16 protein-coding genes are annotated in these 18241 nt (G+C 63.8%); 9 read left to right on the forward strand and 7 right to left on the reverse strand.

What is annotated here, in order from left to right; genetic code table 11:
* Positions 1-135: 135 nt before the first annotated feature.
* On the reverse strand, positions 136-1740 hold the full coding sequence (locus MST27_RS08970; RefSeq protein WP_243605622.1) for a glycoside hydrolase family 5 protein: 1605 nt from the start codon (positions 1738-1740) through the stop codon (positions 136-138).
* A 530-nt stretch (positions 1741-2270) separates the two neighbouring features.
* On the opposite strand from MST27_RS08970, the gene MST27_RS08975 reads away from it, so the two are divergent.
* Together MST27_RS08975 and MST27_RS08980 are read left to right on the forward strand one after the other, a co-directional pair.
* Positions 2271-3422, forward strand: a complete 1152-nt coding sequence (locus tag MST27_RS08975; RefSeq protein WP_243605623.1) for an aminotransferase class V-fold PLP-dependent enzyme — start codon at positions 2271-2273, stop codon at positions 3420-3422.
* A gap of 213 nt (positions 3423-3635) precedes the next feature.
* Positions 3636-3857 (forward strand): hypothetical protein, encoded by a 222-nt coding sequence (locus tag MST27_RS08980; protein ID WP_243605624.1) that lies wholly within the window; start codon positions 3636-3638, stop codon positions 3855-3857.
* An 85-nt stretch (positions 3858-3942) separates the two neighbouring features.
* Here MST27_RS08980 and MST27_RS08985 read toward each other — a convergent pair whose 3' ends face one another.
* Both MST27_RS08985 and uvsE read right to left on the reverse strand, forming a co-directional pair.
* Entirely contained in the window at positions 3943-5619 is a 1677-nt protein-coding gene (locus MST27_RS08985) for a putative bifunctional diguanylate cyclase/phosphodiesterase (protein ID WP_243605625.1), read from the reverse strand.
* 91 nt (positions 5620-5710) lie between these two features.
* Positions 5711-6730 carry a UV DNA damage repair endonuclease UvsE gene (gene uvsE / locus MST27_RS08990; protein ID WP_243605626.1) on the reverse strand — a complete coding sequence of 340 codons (1020 nt, stop codon included), beginning with the start codon at positions 6728-6730 and terminating at the stop codon, positions 5711-5713.
* A 184-nt stretch (positions 6731-6914) separates the two neighbouring features.
* Here uvsE and MST27_RS08995 point away from each other — a divergent pair, with 184 nt between their 5' ends.
* Complete coding sequence (locus MST27_RS08995; RefSeq protein WP_243605627.1) at positions 6915-8903, forward strand: ATP-dependent helicase; 1989 nt, start codon at positions 6915-6917, stop codon at positions 8901-8903.
* Positions 8904-8977: 74 nt separating this feature from the next.
* Positions 8978-9598 (forward strand): glutathione S-transferase family protein, encoded by a 621-nt coding sequence (locus tag MST27_RS09000; protein WP_243605628.1) that lies wholly within the window; start codon positions 8978-8980, stop codon positions 9596-9598.
* Positions 9599-9631: 33 nt separating this feature from the next.
* Here the strand turns inward: MST27_RS09000 and MST27_RS09005 are convergent, their stop codons facing one another.
* On the reverse strand, positions 9632-10327 hold the full coding sequence (locus MST27_RS09005) for a FadR/GntR family transcriptional regulator (RefSeq protein ID WP_243605629.1): 696 nt from the start codon (positions 10325-10327) through the stop codon (positions 9632-9634).
* Positions 10328-10560: 233 nt separating this feature from the next.
* On the opposite strand from MST27_RS09005, the gene MST27_RS09010 reads away from it, so the two are divergent.
* Genes MST27_RS09010 through MST27_RS09025 form a run of 4 tightly spaced genes read left to right on the forward strand, consistent with a single transcriptional unit; the run spans position 10561 to position 13402 of the window.
* Positions 10561-11346 carry a transporter substrate-binding domain-containing protein gene (locus MST27_RS09010; protein ID WP_420864227.1) on the forward strand — a complete coding sequence of 262 codons (786 nt, stop codon included), beginning with the start codon at positions 10561-10563 and terminating at the stop codon, positions 11344-11346.
* A gap of 25 nt (positions 11347-11371) precedes the next feature.
* The gene (locus MST27_RS09015; protein ID WP_243605631.1) at positions 11372-12037 is read left to right on the forward strand and encodes an amino acid ABC transporter permease; all 666 of its coding nucleotides are present in this window, start codon (positions 11372-11374) and stop codon (positions 12035-12037) included.
* The gene (locus tag MST27_RS09020) at positions 12034-12684 is read left to right on the forward strand and encodes an amino acid ABC transporter permease (RefSeq protein ID WP_243605753.1); all 651 of its coding nucleotides are present in this window, start codon (positions 12034-12036) and stop codon (positions 12682-12684) included. Before MST27_RS09015 ends, MST27_RS09020 begins: the two co-directional genes overlap by 4 nt.
* A complete protein-coding gene (locus MST27_RS09025; RefSeq protein WP_243605632.1) occupies positions 12671-13402 on the forward strand; it encodes an amino acid ABC transporter ATP-binding protein in 732 nt (243 codons plus the stop codon). Before MST27_RS09020 ends, MST27_RS09025 begins: the two co-directional genes overlap by 14 nt.
* A 56-nt stretch (positions 13403-13458) precedes the next feature.
* Here MST27_RS09025 and MST27_RS09030 read toward each other — a convergent pair whose 3' ends face one another.
* The gene (locus MST27_RS09030) at positions 13459-14220 is read right to left on the reverse strand and encodes an SIR2 family NAD-dependent protein deacylase (RefSeq protein ID WP_243605754.1); all 762 of its coding nucleotides are present in this window, start codon (positions 14218-14220) and stop codon (positions 13459-13461) included.
* A 258-nt stretch (positions 14221-14478) separates the two neighbouring features.
* Between MST27_RS09030 and MST27_RS09035 the strand changes: the two genes are divergently transcribed.
* Entirely contained in the window at positions 14479-15822 is a 1344-nt protein-coding gene (locus MST27_RS09035; RefSeq protein WP_243605633.1) for a sensor domain-containing diguanylate cyclase, read from the forward strand.
* 53 nt (positions 15823-15875) lie between these two features.
* Here the strand turns inward: MST27_RS09035 and phrB are convergent, their stop codons facing one another.
* Together phrB and MST27_RS09045 are read right to left on the reverse strand one after the other, a co-directional pair.
* Positions 15876-17303, reverse strand: coding sequence for a deoxyribodipyrimidine photo-lyase (gene phrB, locus MST27_RS09040; RefSeq protein ID WP_243605634.1), 1428 nt, complete (start codon positions 17301-17303; stop codon positions 15876-15878).
* Positions 17300-18238 carry a MerR family transcriptional regulator gene (locus MST27_RS09045; protein ID WP_243605635.1) on the reverse strand — a complete coding sequence of 313 codons (939 nt, stop codon included), beginning with the start codon at positions 18236-18238 and terminating at the stop codon, positions 17300-17302. Before MST27_RS09045 ends, phrB begins: the two co-directional genes overlap by 4 nt.
* Positions 18239-18241 lie beyond the last annotated feature (3 nt).

Consider the following 18241-nt stretch of genomic DNA (forward strand, 5'->3'; position numbering starts at 1 on the left):
GCCGAGAGGTGCCTTCGGCACCGCGTAGGGATTTCGTCCCGGTTGTGGAGCTTTGGTTCCGTTTCGCTGTGCTGGTCAAAAGAAAAGGCCTGTCACTCGCAGTGACAGGCCTTTTGCGTGACGCGTCGTGACGCCTTACAACGGCTCGCCGATAGCAGCACAGCTGTTCGCCGTATTGGCGTGCTTGACCAGTACCGGCAACTGAGGCTGCGGTGCGCCTCCCGTGACATCGAGCGAGAGAATATAGCTGCCCCACCAGGGCCCGGCGGCCCAATAGGTCATCGGCACGCAGTTTTCCCGGAGGTAGCCGAGCAGGTTGTCCATTGCCAGGATGGCGTCCGGAGCATAGTTCGGCACGCCGATCTCACCGATGTAGCCGCGCAGGTTGTTCGCCCGCAGCCAGTCCACGAACGGCTTGGCGCGCGTGATCCCGAGGTCCGGCGCGAAGGTCTCGGTCTTGTCTGCATACGAGCCCGAGGTGTCGCGGTCGAGGTACATGTGCGCTTCGAAGATCAGCTTGTTGTTGGCGTCGCGCATCCAGGGGTCAGCGATCAGCTGGGCGTTGGACTGCGGCCAGTGCCAGGCGCTGGAGTAGCGGTCCCCGGCGACATAGATCCAGTTGGTCTTGTCCACCTGGCGGATTGCCTTGGCGGCTACCAGGGCGGTGGCCGGCCAGAGCCCGTTGGTGTTGGGCTCGTTCATCAGACCGTAGCCACTGAGCGCTGGATGCGTACCGAGTTTCTGGGCAATCCGCTTCCAGGTGTTGGCGAACGACTGGACCGGTACCGTTTCCGAGCCGATGGGCTGCTTGTAGTAGCGGTAGTAGTTGTGCATGTCGAGCACGACCTTGACGCCGTACTTCTGTGCGTAGTCGAGCGACTGGGTCAGCAGCGCGAGTTGGGCAGCATCGAGTTCGGTGTCCAACTGCGGCTGGATGCGTTCCCACAGAAAAGGCAGGCGGACCAGCGTGAGGCCCTGCTCGGCGTATTTCTTGTAGTAGGACTCGGCAGGGTAGATGTAGTTGGTCCCATGTGTACCCGGGAGCGCGGACGATCCGAAGGCTGCACCAGACAGGGAGACGCCTACCAGTTGCACTGGTGCACTCGGGGTCGTCGACTGCGCGGCCAGCAGCGGGGCGGCGGCGGTCGTCTTGGCAGCGCTGTTCTGCGAAGTGGTTGCGGTTGCACTGGACGTGCTCATGGTCTTTGCCGCCGTGGTGGCGGTGGTGCTCTTGGTCGCGGTGCTCGGGGCCGCCTTGGCTTGGGCCGAAGCACTGACCGCCTTGGTCGCGGTAGCCGTAGCGGCCTTGGTTGCGGTGCTTTTCGTCGCGGCAGCCGTGGCGACCGGCACGACGCTGAGCTTGTTCGGGTAACCCAGGCGTGCACCGTTGAGCACGGCACCGCTCATCAATACCGTCAGGGCGCCACTGGTCGTCTTGGCCGACTTGATCGTGCGGACCTGACCGTCGGCCAGACGGACGCGGGTACCGGCTTTGAAGGCCTTGATATTTGCAGGTGTAGCCGCCACCGAGACGCCGGCGGAGGCACGCCAGGAACCGTTGTTCCAATACTTGTCGGTGATCTTCCTGATCTGCGCCGAGTAGGCGATGCTCGCAACGCTGGCGCTGCTCACGGTCGCCGCATGGGCAGTGCCGACGAGCGGCAGCGTACCGAGCAGGCTGAAGAGCGCGACGGCAGGGGCCAGGCCCTTCCAGCCGCTGGTGAATAATGTTAGGGACATGCAGTTCTCCGAAATCACGAATCCGCCCGCGCGCTGGCGATGCGGATGAACGAACGTGGTGGCTGCTGGCAGAGGACGCCTACGGGCGGGATCACGCATGCCACCGGCGCAACGGGTAGGCCCAACCGGCCCCCGGTAATCGCGGCGACTTTATAATTTGTTCTCTCAATCATTTAAACCTTGAGCGACATGTTAAAGGCGCCAATAAACCGCCTAATTGTCAGCTTTCAGTTATTTGATATCGAGTGGCCAGTACTTATTTCAGTAATCGTGGCCTGGAGCCCAGGCGTGGCAAGGGCTGCACTGATGCTGCCGTCATTTTTTTGAATTAACCGTTAATCGGCTCACCCTTTTGGGCTGGGCTGTTTCAGATAAACGGCAAAGGGAGCGCATTGATCGCTCGGTGCGACCGTGCCGGCAATCAAAAGATGAAGCGAAATGATCGCGACGCCCCCGGCCCTGAATGAGCTTGTCAAGCGCATGGGCTTCGGGCAGGGTCGACGCCAGGTTTCCTGCCTCCGGAGTCAGCCATGTCCGAGCTATACCCCAGCATCGATCCCGACGGTCTGGTCGAATATTCGGTCGTGTTCACCGACCGCTCGCTCAACCACATGTCCCGGTCGTTCCAGACCGTCATGAACGACATATCCACCACGCTGAAACAGGTCTACAACGCGGACGCCGTTGCCATCGTGCCCGGCAGTGGCACCTTTGGGATGGAGGCAGTGGCTCGGCAGCTCGCCACCCATGCCAACTGCCTGGTCATCCGCAATGGCTGGTTCAGCTACCGCTGGACCCAGATCTTCGATATGGGGCGGATTCCAGCGCGTGCCGATGTGCTCAAAGCGCATGCGACCAGCGCCAACGTACGCGCTCCTTTCGCTCCGCCGCCCATCGATCAGGTTGTGGCGAACATCCGGCAGCGCAAGCCTGACCTGGTGTTTGCACCGCACGTCGAGACGTCATCCGGCATGCTGCTACCGGATGCCTATCTCCAGGCGGTCGGGCAGGCCGTGCATGAGGTCGGTGGCCTGTTCGTGCTTGACTGCATCGCATCCGGTGCGCTTTGGGTGGATATGCAGGCCATTGGCGTCGATGTGCTGATCAGCGCGCCACAGAAAGGCTGGAGCGCCTCGCCCTGTTGCGCGCTGGTCATGTTGAGCGCGGCGGCACGGGCCCGTGTCGAGGCGACGCAGAGCAGCAGTTTCGCCTGCGACCTGAAGAAATGGCTGCAGATCATGCAGGCGTACGAGCAGGGCGGGCACGCCTATCACGCGACCATGCCCACTGACGCGCTGGTCCGCTTTCGCGATGTGATGCTCGAAACCCGTGACTACGGCTTCGAAAGGCTCCGCACTCAACAGCTCCGGATCGGCCGCGACGTGCGGGCGTTGCTTGACGCGCGCGGTTTCGAAAGCGTTGCGGCGCCGGGGTTCGAGGCGCCGGGGGTGGTGGTCTGCTACACAGACGATGCCGAGATCAAGAACGGCCGCCGTTTTGCCGAGCAGGGGTTGCAGATTGCTGCTGGAGTACCGCTGCAATGTGACGAGCCGGCCGACTTCCAGACATTCCGCATCGGCCTGTTCGGGCTCGAGAAGCTGATGCATCCGGAGCGTACGGTGGACCTTCTCAAGCAGGCGCTGGACGCCATCCGGCCTGCGGGAGGCGACTCGAACGCCTGAGAATCAGACCGTTCGTCTGCGATGGGCGCGTCGATACTCGCGTGTTCCGGCGGTGATGGCTTCAGCCCAATCGGCCCCTCCCATTGCGCGCAATCGGGTAAAGGTGCTGGAACCAGCGCGCTAGACACATTCCTGAAACAAAAATGTGCTTGCGCGCCCGTTCTGCCGGACTACGCTCAAGGTGTACGACGCTATTACAACAAGAAAGAGGGGATGACTATGACGAACCAGAAATCTCAGGTCGTTGCACTCGAACTGTGGCGCTTCTGCGCTCACTGCATTGCTGCCATCGTTGTAGTAGGAGCGGTACTGATTGGGTTCCTCGGATCGTGGGAACTGGCCCTGGAGGTTGGCGTGTTGCCGTTGCTCGCGCTGATCACTGCGGACGTCCTGGCCAGACGACAGGAGCATGCGATTCACGTAAGGAATTCCTGACCCTCACGATCCTGCGTGGGCCATGGTTGGCTTGCGCAGGCTGACACCCTCGCCACCTCGTTTTCAGCCTCCAACCGATAGCGCCTCAGCGCGGATTCAGTTCGTAATGGGCTGCCCACTCGGCCACTTGATCGGCCGGCATCGGTGCAGCAATCCCGTAGCCCTGCGCCAGGTAGCATCCCAACCCCAACAGCATGCTTTCCTGCAGATCGGTCTCCACCCCCTCGGCCACGACTTCACGCTCGAAAGTGCGGGACAGCTTGATGATCGCCTCCGACAGTGCCAGGTCGTCCTTGTCATGGAGAATGTCGCGAACAAAGGACTTGTCGATTTTCACCGTCTCCGCCGGCAATCGCTTGAGATAGCTGAGCGATGAAAAGCCGGTGCCGAAATCGTCCAGGGAAAAGGTTACGCCCATCTTCTGGCAATCGGTCAGGCACTGGCTGACGTGTTCCAGGTTGTCGATGGCGGTGGATTCGACGATCTCCAGGTCCAGCGATTGCGGATCGACGTCGGGATGTCGCCTCAGCAATCGCTGCAGGCGCTCGACGAAATCGGGCAGCTGGAAATGCCGCGCCGCGATATTCACACTCACCGGCCAGTGTTTGCCTAGCGCGGCCCAGGCGTCGATCTGGCGCAACGCCCGGTCGATCACCCATTCGCCGACATCGATGATCACATCGGTTCGCTCGATGGCCGGAAGGAACGCGTCGGGCGGAATCAGGCCCAGCTTGGGGTGCCGCCAGCGCAGCAGCGCCTCGAACCCCATGACCTTGCCGCTGCGCAGGTTCACCTTCGGTTGGTAAAGCAACTCCAGCTCGTCGCGCGTGAGGGCCCGCCGTATGCACTCGATCGTACGGAACGCTTCCCTGGCTTCCTTGCTGATCGAGACATCGAAGAAGCGAAAGCGGTTACGCCCGCTCTGCTTGGCTTCGTACATGGCCTGGTCGGCGTGGCGTAGGAGCGTGTCGGGGCCTTCGTTGTCTTTCGGGTAGAGGGTCACGCCCAGGGAACCGGAGATGTTCAGCAGCACGCCATCGATATGAAAGGGGACGGCGAGTACCTCCAGCACCCTTTGCAGTGCTGCGGGAAGTTGCACCTCGTCGACCTGGTCGAGCAGCAGGACGAATTCGTCGCCACCCAGGCGGGCCAGCAGGTCTTCGGTACGCAGTTCACGCCTCAGACGGTTGGCGACCTCGACGAGCAGCAGATCGCCGATCGCATGCCCGTGACGGTCGTTGATCGCCTTGAAACCGTCCAGATCCAGCATGCATACCGCCACCGCGTGCCCGTGGCGCTGGGCCGCGGCGATGCTTTGATGCAGGCGGTCGTGCAGGTAGACGCGGTTGGGCAGGGCCGTCAGCACGTCATGCGAGGCGCGCCATTGCATGGCTTCAAGCAGCTCCTGCTTCTCGGTGACGTCGAAGCGGATGGAAATGTACTTCTCGACATACTGACCGGCGTCGTCCTTGATCGGCACGATGGTGCTGCTGACCCAGTACAGCGAGCCGTCCTTGCGTCGGTTGCAGATCTCGCCTTTCCAGATCTGGCCGCTGGAGATCGTGCGCCAGAGGTTGCGAAAGAATTCCGGCGGATGGAGCCCGGAATTGAGCAGGCGGTGGTTCGCACCGATCAATTCATCATGGCTATAGCCGGAAATGGCACAGAACTGGTCGTTGATGTGCGTGATGGTCCCGTGCAGGTCGGTTTCCGAATAGATCGCCGCGGCATCTACCGCGGTTCGGTACTTATCGTCAGTCATTGGCTAACCACGCAAAGGCGACCGCTGGCTCGCGCCAGGACTGGCGCTTCAAGTAACTGACTCGGCAACGGAGGGAAAGTGCGCCTTCCGGTCAGGCGGGGTCGAGGTAGTCCCGGTAGTAGCCCAGCGTGGCGAGGTTCTTGTCCTTGGCTTCGAACATGATGTCGAAGCGGTCCAGGAATTCTCGGGCGTAGAGGTTCGTCCAGTGGTTCCACATGCGCTTGCTGTGACTGTAGAGGTCGCGTTTGCCGACTTTCTCGAGCAGGGCGGGCATCTGGAGCTTTTCCTGCGCGGTGAAGCCCAGCTCCATCAGGGTTTCCGGCGGCTGCGAGTAGTGCATCGTCGGCCTGACGCCCCTCCAGCTTTCGATGATCCGTGCGACGCGGGGATCATGCGGGTCGATGTAGTCGTCCTCGTTGATCCAGCAATGATGGATATCCAGCACCACGGGCGCGAGATCGGCGAGCTGCAGGCAGTCGTCGACGCCGTAGGTCTTTTCCTCGTTCTCGAAGGTGATGCTGTTGCGCGCCTCCTGCGACAGGCGCGGCCAGATCGCCCGAGTGCCGGCCACACCCAGCCGGCCGGCGATGTGCACGTTGCACTTGAAGTCCTGAAAGCGCTGACCGAAGCCCATCATGCGGATCATGTCCGCGTGGTACTCGAACTCGGCGAGGCTGTTCTCGACCACCTCGGGTTTGTCCGAGCCGAGCACGCAGTACTGCCCCGGATGCAGCGACAGGCGAACGCCGAGCCCCCGCGCGCGCTCGCCGATGCGGGCGAATTCGCGCTCGAGCATCTGCCGGACATCTGCCTGGCGGTAGAACTCGGCAGCTTCCGGGTGACTGTAGAAGGGCAACAGGTCGCTGCTCAGGCGCAGCATGCGCAGCGGTTCCGGCAGGGTCCCGACGTACTCGAGCAGACGCAGCTGCGCGGCGAGGTTGTGCTCGATGATGTCATTGAGCTTCTGCCGGGCGACCTCCTGCTCGACGCTCTTGAGCCAGCGCAGGGTGGTCGAGCGGGGATTGAAGGCGCGCTCGATGGCCTCCAGCTCCTTCAATGATTCGCTGTGTCCGGGATGGCGATACATGCAGGCGAAACCGATTCTGTACATAACGTCCTGTGCGGTGGCTGTGGTGAGGGCTGTTCAATCTTAGTGTCCGCCACGGGGTGGCCGTGCGGCGTATCAATGAAAAAACCGGCGGGTGGCCGGCCATCATCCACCCATCATCGGTGCCCAGCCGTGCGATGAAAAGCCGTACCATAGCGCCCCACCTGCGTCGTTCCGGTTGTTGTTCATGCTGTCTGCCGTCAAGCGCTACAAGCGGCTGGTCTCCAGTGCGCTGGCCCGTTGTTTCCCCCGTACTTCGGCTTACGTTCGTTCCGAAGATGACCTCATCCTCCGTCGCTGGCCGGAAGCCCGTAAGCAGCCGGCCGCTACCGCGAAAAAGCCCCGCGCCAAGGCCGCTGCCAAACCAGCCCGCGCCGGCAAGGCCGCACCGCGCTCTCCAGACAAGCCCCGCGTGCGCCCGGCCAAGGCCACCAGCGATGGAATCTATGGCCCGGCCCGTCTGAGCATCGGCGAGCAGCAGATCCAGGCCATGCGCCTGCGGGTCGGGCGCGCCGTGGAGGCAGGCGTGATTCGCGCGCCGTCTAACGAGCAATGGGCGATGATCCTCGAAGCCAGCCCCGTGACGCGCATCTTTGCGGGCGCCGGTTCCGGCAAGTCGACGACCCTGGTGCTGCGGGTCGTGTTCATGCTCTGCCACCTCGAGATCCCGCCCGAGCGGCTGACAGTCATCTCCTTCACCAATGCCTCCTGCGCCGAGCTGCGTGAGCAACTGGTGCGCGTGCTCGGCTTCTGGAACCTGGACGTCGATACCGAGCGGGTACGCCAGTGCGTGCGAACCTTCCATGCCGCGATGGCCGTGCTGGCTCGCGAAGTGTTGGGCAAGCCGCAGTGGTTCGAGCAGCTGGAGCAGAAGGGCGCCTCACCAACCGAACTGGACAACCCGCTGACCGCATCGCGGCTGCGGCCAGCGCAACAGCGCCTGCTGAAACAGGCCTATCAGCAGTGCTACGCCGAGCAACCACGTTTCCGCGAACGGGTGCATCAGCTCCTGGGCCTGCCGGCACCGGACGAGACCGGTACGCGTCGCACGGCTCCGAAGGCCCCGCTGGATGCCTTCAAGCTGGCGGGCGAGCGCACACCGGCGCCACTGTTCGAAGCCTTTCATGCCCAGGCCGGTTTCATCGAGAGCATCGGCATTCGTATCGACCAGATACAGCCTGCGCGCCTGGCCTGCCAAGAGACCGAGCGGGCGTTCGTCGAGGCGCTGCAATTGTTCTGGCGCTGCTTCAGCGAACTGCTCGACAGCCAGGGACTGATGACCTTCAACGGCGCTTTTCAGCGGCTGACACAGTGGCTCAATAGCCCCGAGGCAGCCGCTTCGCCGGCCCTGCCCGAGCCCTTCAGCCATCTGTTGATCGACGAATTCCAGGACATCTCCCCGCAGATCGTCCAGTGGCTGCAAGCCTTGCACGGTGCCCTCGCGCACCAGGGCGCACCGGTCAGCCTGATGGCCATCGGTGACGACTGGCAGTCGATCTACGGCTGGCGCGGCAGCTCGCCTGAGCTGTTCATGGATTTCGACAAGTACTTCCCCGCCAAGGGCACGAAAAAGCTCAGCCGCGTGCTGATGCTGACCACCAACTACCGCTCCATCGAACCGGTGATACGCGACGGGGAGTCGGTACTGGCCGGCGTCTGCGTCAAGCAGGAAAAGACCAGCCAGGCAAGCCGTGCCACCCAGCCCGGCGACCATGGCGTCAAGCTGGTTACCCGCTTCGACCTCAAGGCACGCCTGCCGGACCTGATCAGTGAGATCCAGGCGCAGTGCGAGCACGTTGCCGCCCGCGAGGGCGCCGACCGCAATGCCGTGCTGGTGCTCAGCAGGCGCAATGACCCGCTGCGCCTGATCGAGGCGCAGCTTGACCGCAAATGGCCGGTCAAGACGTACAGCATCCACCGCGCCAAGGGCCTGCAGGCGGAGGTCGCGATCATCGTCGACGACTGCCTGCCGAGCGAACCCCACCCCCTGCGCAACGCGCTGTACGCCTACTGCGGTTTCTTCCGCAACAGCTACGATCAGGCGATGGCCGACGAAAGCCTGCGCCTGGCCTACGTCGCCATCACCCGCGGGGTGAGCCGGGTGCTCTGGTACACGCAGAAGGCCCAGGGAGCGACGCGGCTGCTGACCGAGCGGGCCAAGGCGAAGCATCGTTGAGAATCGACTGGCTGTCCTTGTCGGTTCAAGGCTAGGGTGAACGCCAGTGAACAAACGGACAGGAGCATATCGGCATGCTGAAACTCTGGGGTCGGGCCAATTCGACCAATGTGAAGAAAGCACTCTGGTGCATCGAAGAGCTTGGCATCCCCTACACGCGAATCGATGCGGGGGGTAGTTTCGGTGTCGTCGGGGATGCGGATTACCTTGCCAAGAATCCGAATCGACTGGTGCCTTGTCTGGAAGATGGCGAGCTGGTGCTGTGGGAATCCAACGCCATTGTCCGGTACCTGGCCGCCCGCTATGGCGACGGCTCGCTGTGGAACGCCGATCCGATAGCCCGTGCGCAGGCAGACAAGTGGATGGATTGGGTAACCTCGTCCCTGGCGGCCCCTTTTCGCACCGTGTTCTGGAACATGGTCCGTACGCCTGCGGACCAGCGCGACATGGCAGTGGTCGAGGCGGCGCTGAATGAATGCGCCGGCTTGCTGAAGATCGCCGACAAGGCCTTGGCATCAAAGCCGTACCTGTCGGGCGACACCTTCGGTATGGGCGACATCCCGCTGGGTTGTTTCGCCTACGCCTGGTTCGAAATGCCCATCGAGCGGCCGGACTTGCCTCATCTGCACCATTGGTACAGGCAGCTGCGGCAGCGACCCGCCTATCAGACAGCAGTGGTCACGCCGTTGACCTGAGCGGGCAGGGGGCACCCGTTTGGCGTGGTTCCTTCATCCCGCGAAGCGGATGCCGGTGCGCGCCGCCGCCGCGCGAATGTGCTCCTGCATGGCCTTCAATGCGGCCGCCGGCGCATGGCGTGAGAGGGCGCGCAGGATACGGCGGTGCTCCTGCCAGGTTTCCATGGCCCTGTCCGGGCGGATGAAGGGCAGCTTCTGGCTCTCCAGATAGATGTCCGAGCGACTGGTCAGGATGCTGAGAATGGCCTGATTTCCGGCGGCGCGCAGGATGAGCCGGTGGAAGTCGAAATCCAGCTGCGCCGCTGCTTCGAACGCTTGGGCACGTAACTCCAGACGCATCGCCTCGAGGTTGTCGCTGAGCACGTCCAGCTCATCGCTACTCAGCGCCAAAGCCGCAAGGTTGGCGGCAAAACCTTCGAGCGCGAAGCGCAACTGGAAGGTGTCCTCCGCCGAGACCTGCTTGGCGAACGGCCATCCCTGGGCTTGCTCGTTGGCCGCCGGGGCAGGCTGCGCCTGGATGAACACGCCCTTGCCGGGCTGGATGCGCACCAACCCGAGCGCGCTCAACGAGGAAAGCGCCTCACGCAGCGAGGCGCGGCTCACGCCCAGACGCTCGGCCAGCTCCCGTTGCGAGGGCAGGGCGTCGCCAGGTTGGTAGGCATCTTCTTCGATCAGCTGGCGGATCGAGGCGAGGGCCTGCTGGGGTACGGCTTTTTGAATCGAATGCATGGGCGGCTCTGTGTCTGTCTGGAGAAGGGGACGGGTGCCCGGGGGCGCATCGACTACGCACCATCTTCAGGCGACACCGCACCTCATGGGGGCAACAAACTGGCCGGACGGGCCTGAACTGTTCAGACCAGTCCGACCAGCCGGCGCGCGCGGCCGCATGGTTCGGGCCTCGCTGCGCCACTGGCATGCCGCGTGCAAAGCCGATGCCGTCTTTCACCCCTCGGAGCTCCATCATGCGCAACGCGACCCGTTCACTGATCACCGCCCTCTGCCTGGGCTTCACTCTGGCCAGTACAGCTGCCGTGGCCGACGGCCTGGAAGACATCACTCAGCGCGGCGTGCTCAAGGTTGCCGTGCCGCAGGATTTCCCGCCGTTCGGCTCGGTCGGCCCGGATCTGCAACCGCGTGGCCTGGATATCGATACGGCGCAACTGCTCGCGGACAAGCTGGCCGTCAAGCTGGAATTGACGCCGGTAAACAGCACCAACCGGATTCCTTTCCTTACCACTGGCAAGGTCGATCTGGTGGTGTCGAGTCTTGGCAAGAATGCCGAGCGCGAACAGGTGATCGATTTCTCCGACGCCTATGCGCCGTTCTACCTGGGTGTGTTCGGTCCGGAAGAGATGGAGGTTTCCGGCCTCGATGACCTGGACGGCAAGACCATCAGCGTCACCCGCGGCTCGGTGGAAGACATCGAACTCAGCGCCGTGGCACCCAAGGGCGCCACGCTCAAGCGGTTCGAGGACAACAACTCGACCATCTCGGCCTATCTCTCCGGGCAGGTCGACCTGATCGCCAGTGGCAACGTCGTCATGTCGGCCATCGCCGAGCGCAACCCCAAGCGTGTGCCGGCCATGAAGCTCAACCTGAAAAACTCACCGACCTACGTCGGCGTGAACAAGAACGAGCCCGCGCTGCTGGAAAAGGTCAACGCCATCATCGCGACCGCCAAGCAGGACGGCAGCCTCGACGCGATCAGCGAGAAGTGGTTGAAGCAACCGCTGCCGGACGACCTGTAAGGCTTGACGGAGCGGGAGATCGACCATGGCTTACCAGATGGACTTCGGCCCTGTACTGGCGAACCTCGATGTGCTGCTGGAAGGTGCGATGTTCACCCTGGGCCTGACCGCTATCGGCACGCTGCTGGGCGTGGGGCTGGGGATCGTCAGCGCGCTGGTGCGTGCATGGCGGATCCGGCCGTTCAACTACCTGTTCGGCGGCTATGTCGAGCTGATCCGCAACACGCCCTTCATCGTGCAACTCTTCTTCATTTTCTTCGGCCTGCCCGCCCTGGGGTTTCGGTTGAACGAATGGGAGGCCGCGGTGCTGGCGATGGTCATCAACCTGGGTGCGTATTCGACCGAGATCGTCCGCGCCGGCATCCAGGCGATTCCGGCAGGCCAGATCGAAGCGGCGTCGGCCCTGGCGATGACGCGCATGGAAACCTTTCGCCATGTGGTGCTGCGCCCGGCATTGGCGAAGGTTTGGCCGGCGCTGTCGAGCCAGATCATCATCGTCATGCTCGGCTCGGCGGTCTGCTCGCAGATATCTACCCAAGAGTTGACCTTTGCGGCGAACTTCATCCAGTCGCGCAACTTCCGCGCGTTCGAAACCTATCTGGTCACCACCTTGTTGTACCTGGCGATGGCAATACTGATCCGGCAGCTGCTGGGCTGGTTCGGCCGCCGCTATGTGGAGGGCTCTCGCTGATGGAGTTCACCTTCTGGGATATCACTCGCAACCTGCTGACCGGGTTGCAATGGACGCTGGTGTTGTCACTGGTGGCTTTCGTCTGCGGAGGCGTGGTCGGGTTGTTGGTGATGCTTGCGCGGATCGCCCCGGTCAGCTGGTTGCGCATCCTGGCTCAGGCTTACATCGAGCTGTTCCAGGGCACGCCGTTGCTGATGCAGTTGTTCATTGCCTTCTTCGGTGTTGCCCTGCTGGGTGTCGAGGTCTCGGCCTGGTTCGCCGCGGCAGTGGCGCTGACGCTCTTTACCAGCGCCTTTCTCGCCGAAATCTGGCGTGGCTGCGTGCAGTCCATCGCGCGCGGTCAGTGGGAAGCCGCCGAGAGCCTGGCACTGACCCGCCTCGAGACGCTGCGCCACGTGGTCCTGCCGCAGGCGCTGCGCATCGCAGTAGCGCCCACGGTTGGCTTCTCGGTTCAGGTCGTGAAGGGCACGGCCGTGACCTCGATCATCGGGTTCACCGAACTCACCAAGACCGGCAGCATGCTGGCCAACGCCACCTTCGAACCCTTCCTCGTCTACGGCCTGGTCGCGCTGGGCTACTTCGCCATCTGCTATCCGTTGTCACTCGCGGCGCATCGTCTGGAAAGGAGGCTCAATGTCACTGCTTAATATTTCCGCCCTGCACAAGCACTACGGCGACAACCACGTGCTCAAGGGCATCGACTTGCGCGTCGAGGAAGGCGAAGTGGTCGCGATCATTGGCCGCAGCGGCTCGGGGAAGAGCACCTTGCTACGCACCTTGAACGGTTTGGAAGCCATTGATGACGGCGTCATCGAGGTGGACGGCGACTATCTGGACGCTGCTCGCGCCGACCTGCGCAGCCTGCGGCAAAAGGTCGGCATGGTCTTCCAGCAGTTCAATCTGTTCCCGCATCTCACCGCGGGCGAGAACGTGATGCTGGCCGTCAAGGTCGTGAAGAAGATGCCACATGCCGAGGCCGAACCGCTGGCTCGGCAGATGCTGGCGAAGGTCGGCCTGGCGGAGAAGTTCGATGCCTACCCGGAGCGGCTCTCGGGAGGGCAGCAGCAGCGGGTCGCAATTGCGCGGGCCTTGGCGATGTCGCCGAAAGTGCTGCTGTGCGACGAAATCACCTCGGCGCTCGATCCCGAGCTGGTCAACGAGGTGCTGGCCGTCGTGAAACAACTGGCCAGCGAAGGCATGACACTGGTGATGGTTACCCACGAGATGCGCTTCGCCCGCGAGGTCGGCAGCAAGCTCGTATTCATGCATCAAGGCAAGGTGCATGAAATCGGCGACCCGCAGACGCTGTTCGCCAACCCGCGCACGCCGGAACTCAGGCAGTTCATTGGCTCGGTAGACGTCTAGCCCCTGTCCGAAAAGGGGCGTCGGCGGCTGTCCGTGAAACACCGCCGACCGCGCCCTCAACCTTCGCCGAAGGCCGCTTCGAGCAGCCTGGGCAGTTGCTCGCCGGCGGCGCCCGTGAGGGCGAATTCGCGTTCCGGGTGCTCCACGTGCGGCTGAGGATTGACATGCACCACCACCGCGCCGGCACGCCAGGCGATGCCAGGCACCTCGGCAGCGGGATAAACCACGCCGGACGTGCCGACGGAGAGCAGCAGGTCGCATTGCTGTGCGGCCTGGAAGGCAGCCTCGAGCGCATCGCCCGGCAGGCTCTCGCCGAACCAGACGACGCCAGGCCGCAGCTGCCCGCCACATCGGGCGCAACCAGGTGGCGACAGGCGGCGGCCGCCTTCGGGCTCGTCCGGCATGGCCAGCGGGACATCCGGTTGCGCGCCACAGGTGAAGCAGCGCGGTTGGTGCAGGCTGCCGTGCAGGTGGATCACCTCCGTACTGCCGGCGCGCTCGTGCAGATCGTCGACGTTCTGGGTGATCAGCGTCAGCCGCGGCACCCTTCTGGCGAGGGCCGCAATGGCGCGATGGGCAGGGTTCGGTTGCGCCTGTAGCACCTTCATGCGACGCCACTCGTACCAGCCCCAGACCAAGGCTGGATCGGCCTGGTAGGCTTCCGGGGTCGCCAGTGAAGTCGCGTCGAAGCGCTCCCACAGGCCGGTCAATGAGTCGCGAAAGGTTGAAATGCCGCTTTCGGCCGAGACGCCGGCGCCGGTGAATATCACGGCATGCTGCGCGTTGCGGAGGGCTTCGACGAGAGGCATCGGGATCATGGCGTCGTCCTGGCTATAGGGGACGATCAGCAATACCATCCGCGCGCCGCAGGTGCCAGGGCAGGGTGCGTAGAACGACCATGTTGTCGGCCATCCACCAGACGACAGAGGCCGAGCCAGAGCCTTGGCAGCCTTTCAGTCCTTACCTTCGATCGGTTGGGCACTCTGGCAGCCCAACCGCGTCGAAAGCCCGTTGCCTATGGCCGGCGGCTGCACTACATTCCTCCGCCGCGCCCCATCGCTCATGCGAACCCTTACATGCCCAACCCCCATGCTTCGCCGGAAGCCTATCAACGCGAAATCAGGCGCCTGCAGGAAATCATCGCGCACAACAGCGACTGGTTGTGGGAGGTCGATGCGCAGGGCCGTTACACCTTCTGCTCGGCGCACAGCGAGCAGATGCTCGGATACGCGCCGAGCGCCGTGCTCGGACGGACGCCATTCGATTTCATGCCGCCGGCTGAGGCCGAGCGGGTAGGCGCTGAGTTCGCCGCGATCGTGGCGCAGCAGCGGCCATTCGCCGGGCTGATCAACCGCAACCTGCATGCCGATGGCCGTTTGGTCGTGCTGGAGACCAGTGGGATCCCGTTGTTCGGCGAAGACGGGCGTTTCGTGGGCTACCGAGGAATCGACCGCGACATCACCCCGGCAATCGGCTCGTTGAGCCCGCGAATGGTGCAGCTCGAAGCGCTCTATGCCGCGGCGCCGGTCGCCCTCGGCCTGGTCGACCGAGAGGGTCGGTTCGTCAATGCCAACCGGGCTCTGATTCGCCTGCTGGGGCTTGAGGGCATGCCCCTGGCCGGACAGCCCGTGGCGCGCTATTTCGCCGTGCAGCAGCTGGATGTGCCAGGCATGTTCACTCGCCTGGCGGCAGGTGAATCCATTGCCGACCAGGCACTGCCCCTCAATGGGCGCTATTACCAGGTCACCATCCAGGCGGTGCGGGACGACGGACTGGACCAGCTCATCGGCATGACCTTGGCGATCACCGACGTCACCGAGCAGCACCGGTTGCGGCAGGAGCTGGCTGAGGCGAACCAGCGAATGGCGCTGGCCAACGCCCGGCTGAGCGAGTTGGCCGACAACGATTACCTCACTGGCCTGCCCAACCGTCGGCGTTTCGATGAAACCTTGCAGGCGGAGGTGGCGCGCTGCCGGCGAGACGGCAGAGCCCTGTCACTGATGCTGCTCGATATCGATTTCTTCAAACGCTACAACGACCACTACGGGCATCAGGCCGGCGACGAGTGCCTGCGCCGGCTGGCGCAACTGCTGCGTAACGGGCTGTTTCGCACAAGTGACCTGGCCTGCCGGTATGGCGGCGAGGAGTTCGCCGTGATCCTGCCCGGGCTCGATAGCCCGGGGGCCGAGGACGTCGCCGAGCGTCTGCGCGAGCGCCTGCTAGCCGCCGCCGTGCCGCACGAGACGGCACCGACCTGCATCACGGCGAGTATCGGAATTGCGACGCTGAATGGCTCCGATCTATCGCAGCCGGGGCTGGCGCCGGCGGGATCAGCCACGCAGCTGCTCGCTGCAGCCGACCGCCGGTTGTACATGGCCAAGCGCGGCGGGCGTAATCAGGTGAGTGTGGCCACCCTCTGATCAACGTGACATGGCGCCCGGGCCGGGCGCGCTGCGGGGCGGGGTGATCCGTGTCAAGACGCTTCGCCCAAGGCCCGGAAAGCGTTGAGGGCGCGTTCTCGGCTCATCGGCAGGTCGACGATCGCGCGCGGGTAGGCGACCTGATCGAACAGGCCGTTCAAACGGCCGGGATCGTGGATCGCGCGCGGGTCGAGTTCAACGAGCTCAGGTAGCCATTGCCGCAGGAAACGGCCGTTCGGGTCGAACTTCTCCGATTGGCTGATCGGGTTGAACAGGCGGAAGTAGGGGACCGAATCGGTACCGGTTGAGGCACTCCACTGCCAGCCGCCGTTGTTGGCGGCCAGGTCGCCGTCGATGAGGTTGCGCATGAACCAGCGCTCACCATGCCGCCAGTCGATGAGCAGGTTCTTGCTGAGGAACATGGCGGTGATCATCCGCAGGCGATTGTGCATCCAGCCGGTCGCCAGCAGTTGGCGCATGGCGGCATCCACGATCGGAAAGCCGGTTCGCCCCTGCTGCCAGGCCTCGAGGTCATCGGGGGCGTGACGCCAGGGCAGGGCTTCGGTTTCACGACGGAAGGCGCGGCCCATGGATACGCGCGGAAAACCCACCAGGATGTGCTTGTAGAACTCGCGCCAGAGCAACTCGTTGATCCAGGTCACGGCGCCGGGATTGCCCCCGTCGAGCTCGCCGCGGTTGTTGATCAAGGCGGCGTGCAGGCATTGCCGGGGCGAGATGACGCCTGCCGCCAGGTAGGGCGACAGTTGGCTGGTGCCGGCCTCGGCGGGAACGTCCCGGCGCTGCTCGTAGTCGGCCAGGTCGTCCTCGGCGAAAATTTGCAGCCGTCGGAGTGCGAATTCCTCGCCAGCCGGCCACAGGGATCGCAAGTACTCGCTGGGGCTGGGGAAACCCGAAACGGTGTCGGGTATCGGGTCGCTCGGGATCGGTATCGCAGCTTGCGGAGCGGGGACGGGCCGGCAGGCTGGCAAGGACTGGTTCAGGCGCGCGTGGCAAACCTTGCGAAACTGACTGAAGACCTTGAAGCAGCCGCCCGACAGTGTTCGAACGCTTCCGGGGGCGAAGAGCAGCTGGTCAAGGTGGCGCCGAAATCCGATGCCGGCCAGGCTCAGCGCCGTTTCGACGGCATCGTCACGGCGTTGTTCGTTGACGCCGTACTCTTCGTTGACATGCACGGTCCCGAGTTGGTGTTCGCGGCACAGGGTGCCGAGTGCATCAGGTACAGCTCGCCAGTCGTCGACGTGCCGTACCAGCAGCGGCACGTTGAGTTCGGCCAGCCGCTCCGACAGCACCTGAAGGTTGCGCAGCCAGAAGTCGACCTTGCAGGGTGCGTCGTCGTGGATCCGCCATTGGCCAGGCGTGAGCAGGTAGACGGCGACGGTCGGCCCGGCGGCCATCGCAGCGGCCAGCGCCGTGTTGTCGGTGACGCGCAGGTCGCTGCGCAGCCAGAGCAGTTGATTCATTCGAGATATCCCTTGGCACCGTCCACCAGCAGGCTGGCCTGCATCAGCTCGAGCGCGGCGAGTGGATCAATGGCGAGGCTCAGCCCCGCGAGGTCACGAAGTTCGGCCTGATGAATGCTGGCGGCTGGCCCAGCCAGCACCAGAGGGACGCCGGTCGGCTCGCGCAGGCGTGGCAATTGTCGCTTGAGGTAGCCGCTGTCGAGTGGCTGGCTGGCATACAACAGGATGCCCCGTGGCGCGAGGCGTTCGATTGCCAGGGGGAGTTCGTTCAGCGGCACCGGCCATTCCAGCAGATCCACCGGGCAGCCGGCGCTGGAAACGAGCCAGGCGCACAGCCACAGACCGGGCTCGAAGCGGTGCTCGCAAAGGTTGAGCAATAACAGCGGCGCACCATGATGCTGGCGATTGGCGTGATACAGCCGAGTGCCCAGCTTGGTACGCAACCAGGATTGAAAAAGTGCCCGCTCCAGGTCCGCACCAAACGGTGAATGCCAACGTTGTTCGAGGCTCAGCAGCAGCGGCAGCAGCAGATGTCGGCACAGGGTTCGCGGAGGATAAAGGGCGAGCGCGCGGTTGAAGGCGTCGTCGAGCTGGCGTTCGTTCAGGCCACCGACGGCCCGCATCATTTCGTCATGCAAACCGCCCCACTGGTTGTGCTCGGCGAGGTTGATGGACTGGCGTGCGTCGAGCAGCTGCTTGACCTGGCTGACTGCCACGCCACGGTTGAGCCAGCTGACGATGCTCTGGATTCGCTGAACGTGGCTGTCGTCGTAAAGGCGATGACCCTTGGCGGTGCGCCTGGGCACGATCAGCCCGTACCGGCGCTCCCAGGCACGCAGGGTGACGGGATTGACCCCCGTGATACGTGCTACTTCGCGGATCGGCACCCAGCCGTCCGCAGCCCCCAGTTCAGGGTCGTCGAAATATTGAGTCATGGG

Source organism: Stutzerimonas marianensis (genome assembly GCF_022810315.1).
Lineage (GTDB): Bacteria > Pseudomonadota > Gammaproteobacteria > Pseudomonadales > Pseudomonadaceae > Stutzerimonas > Stutzerimonas marianensis.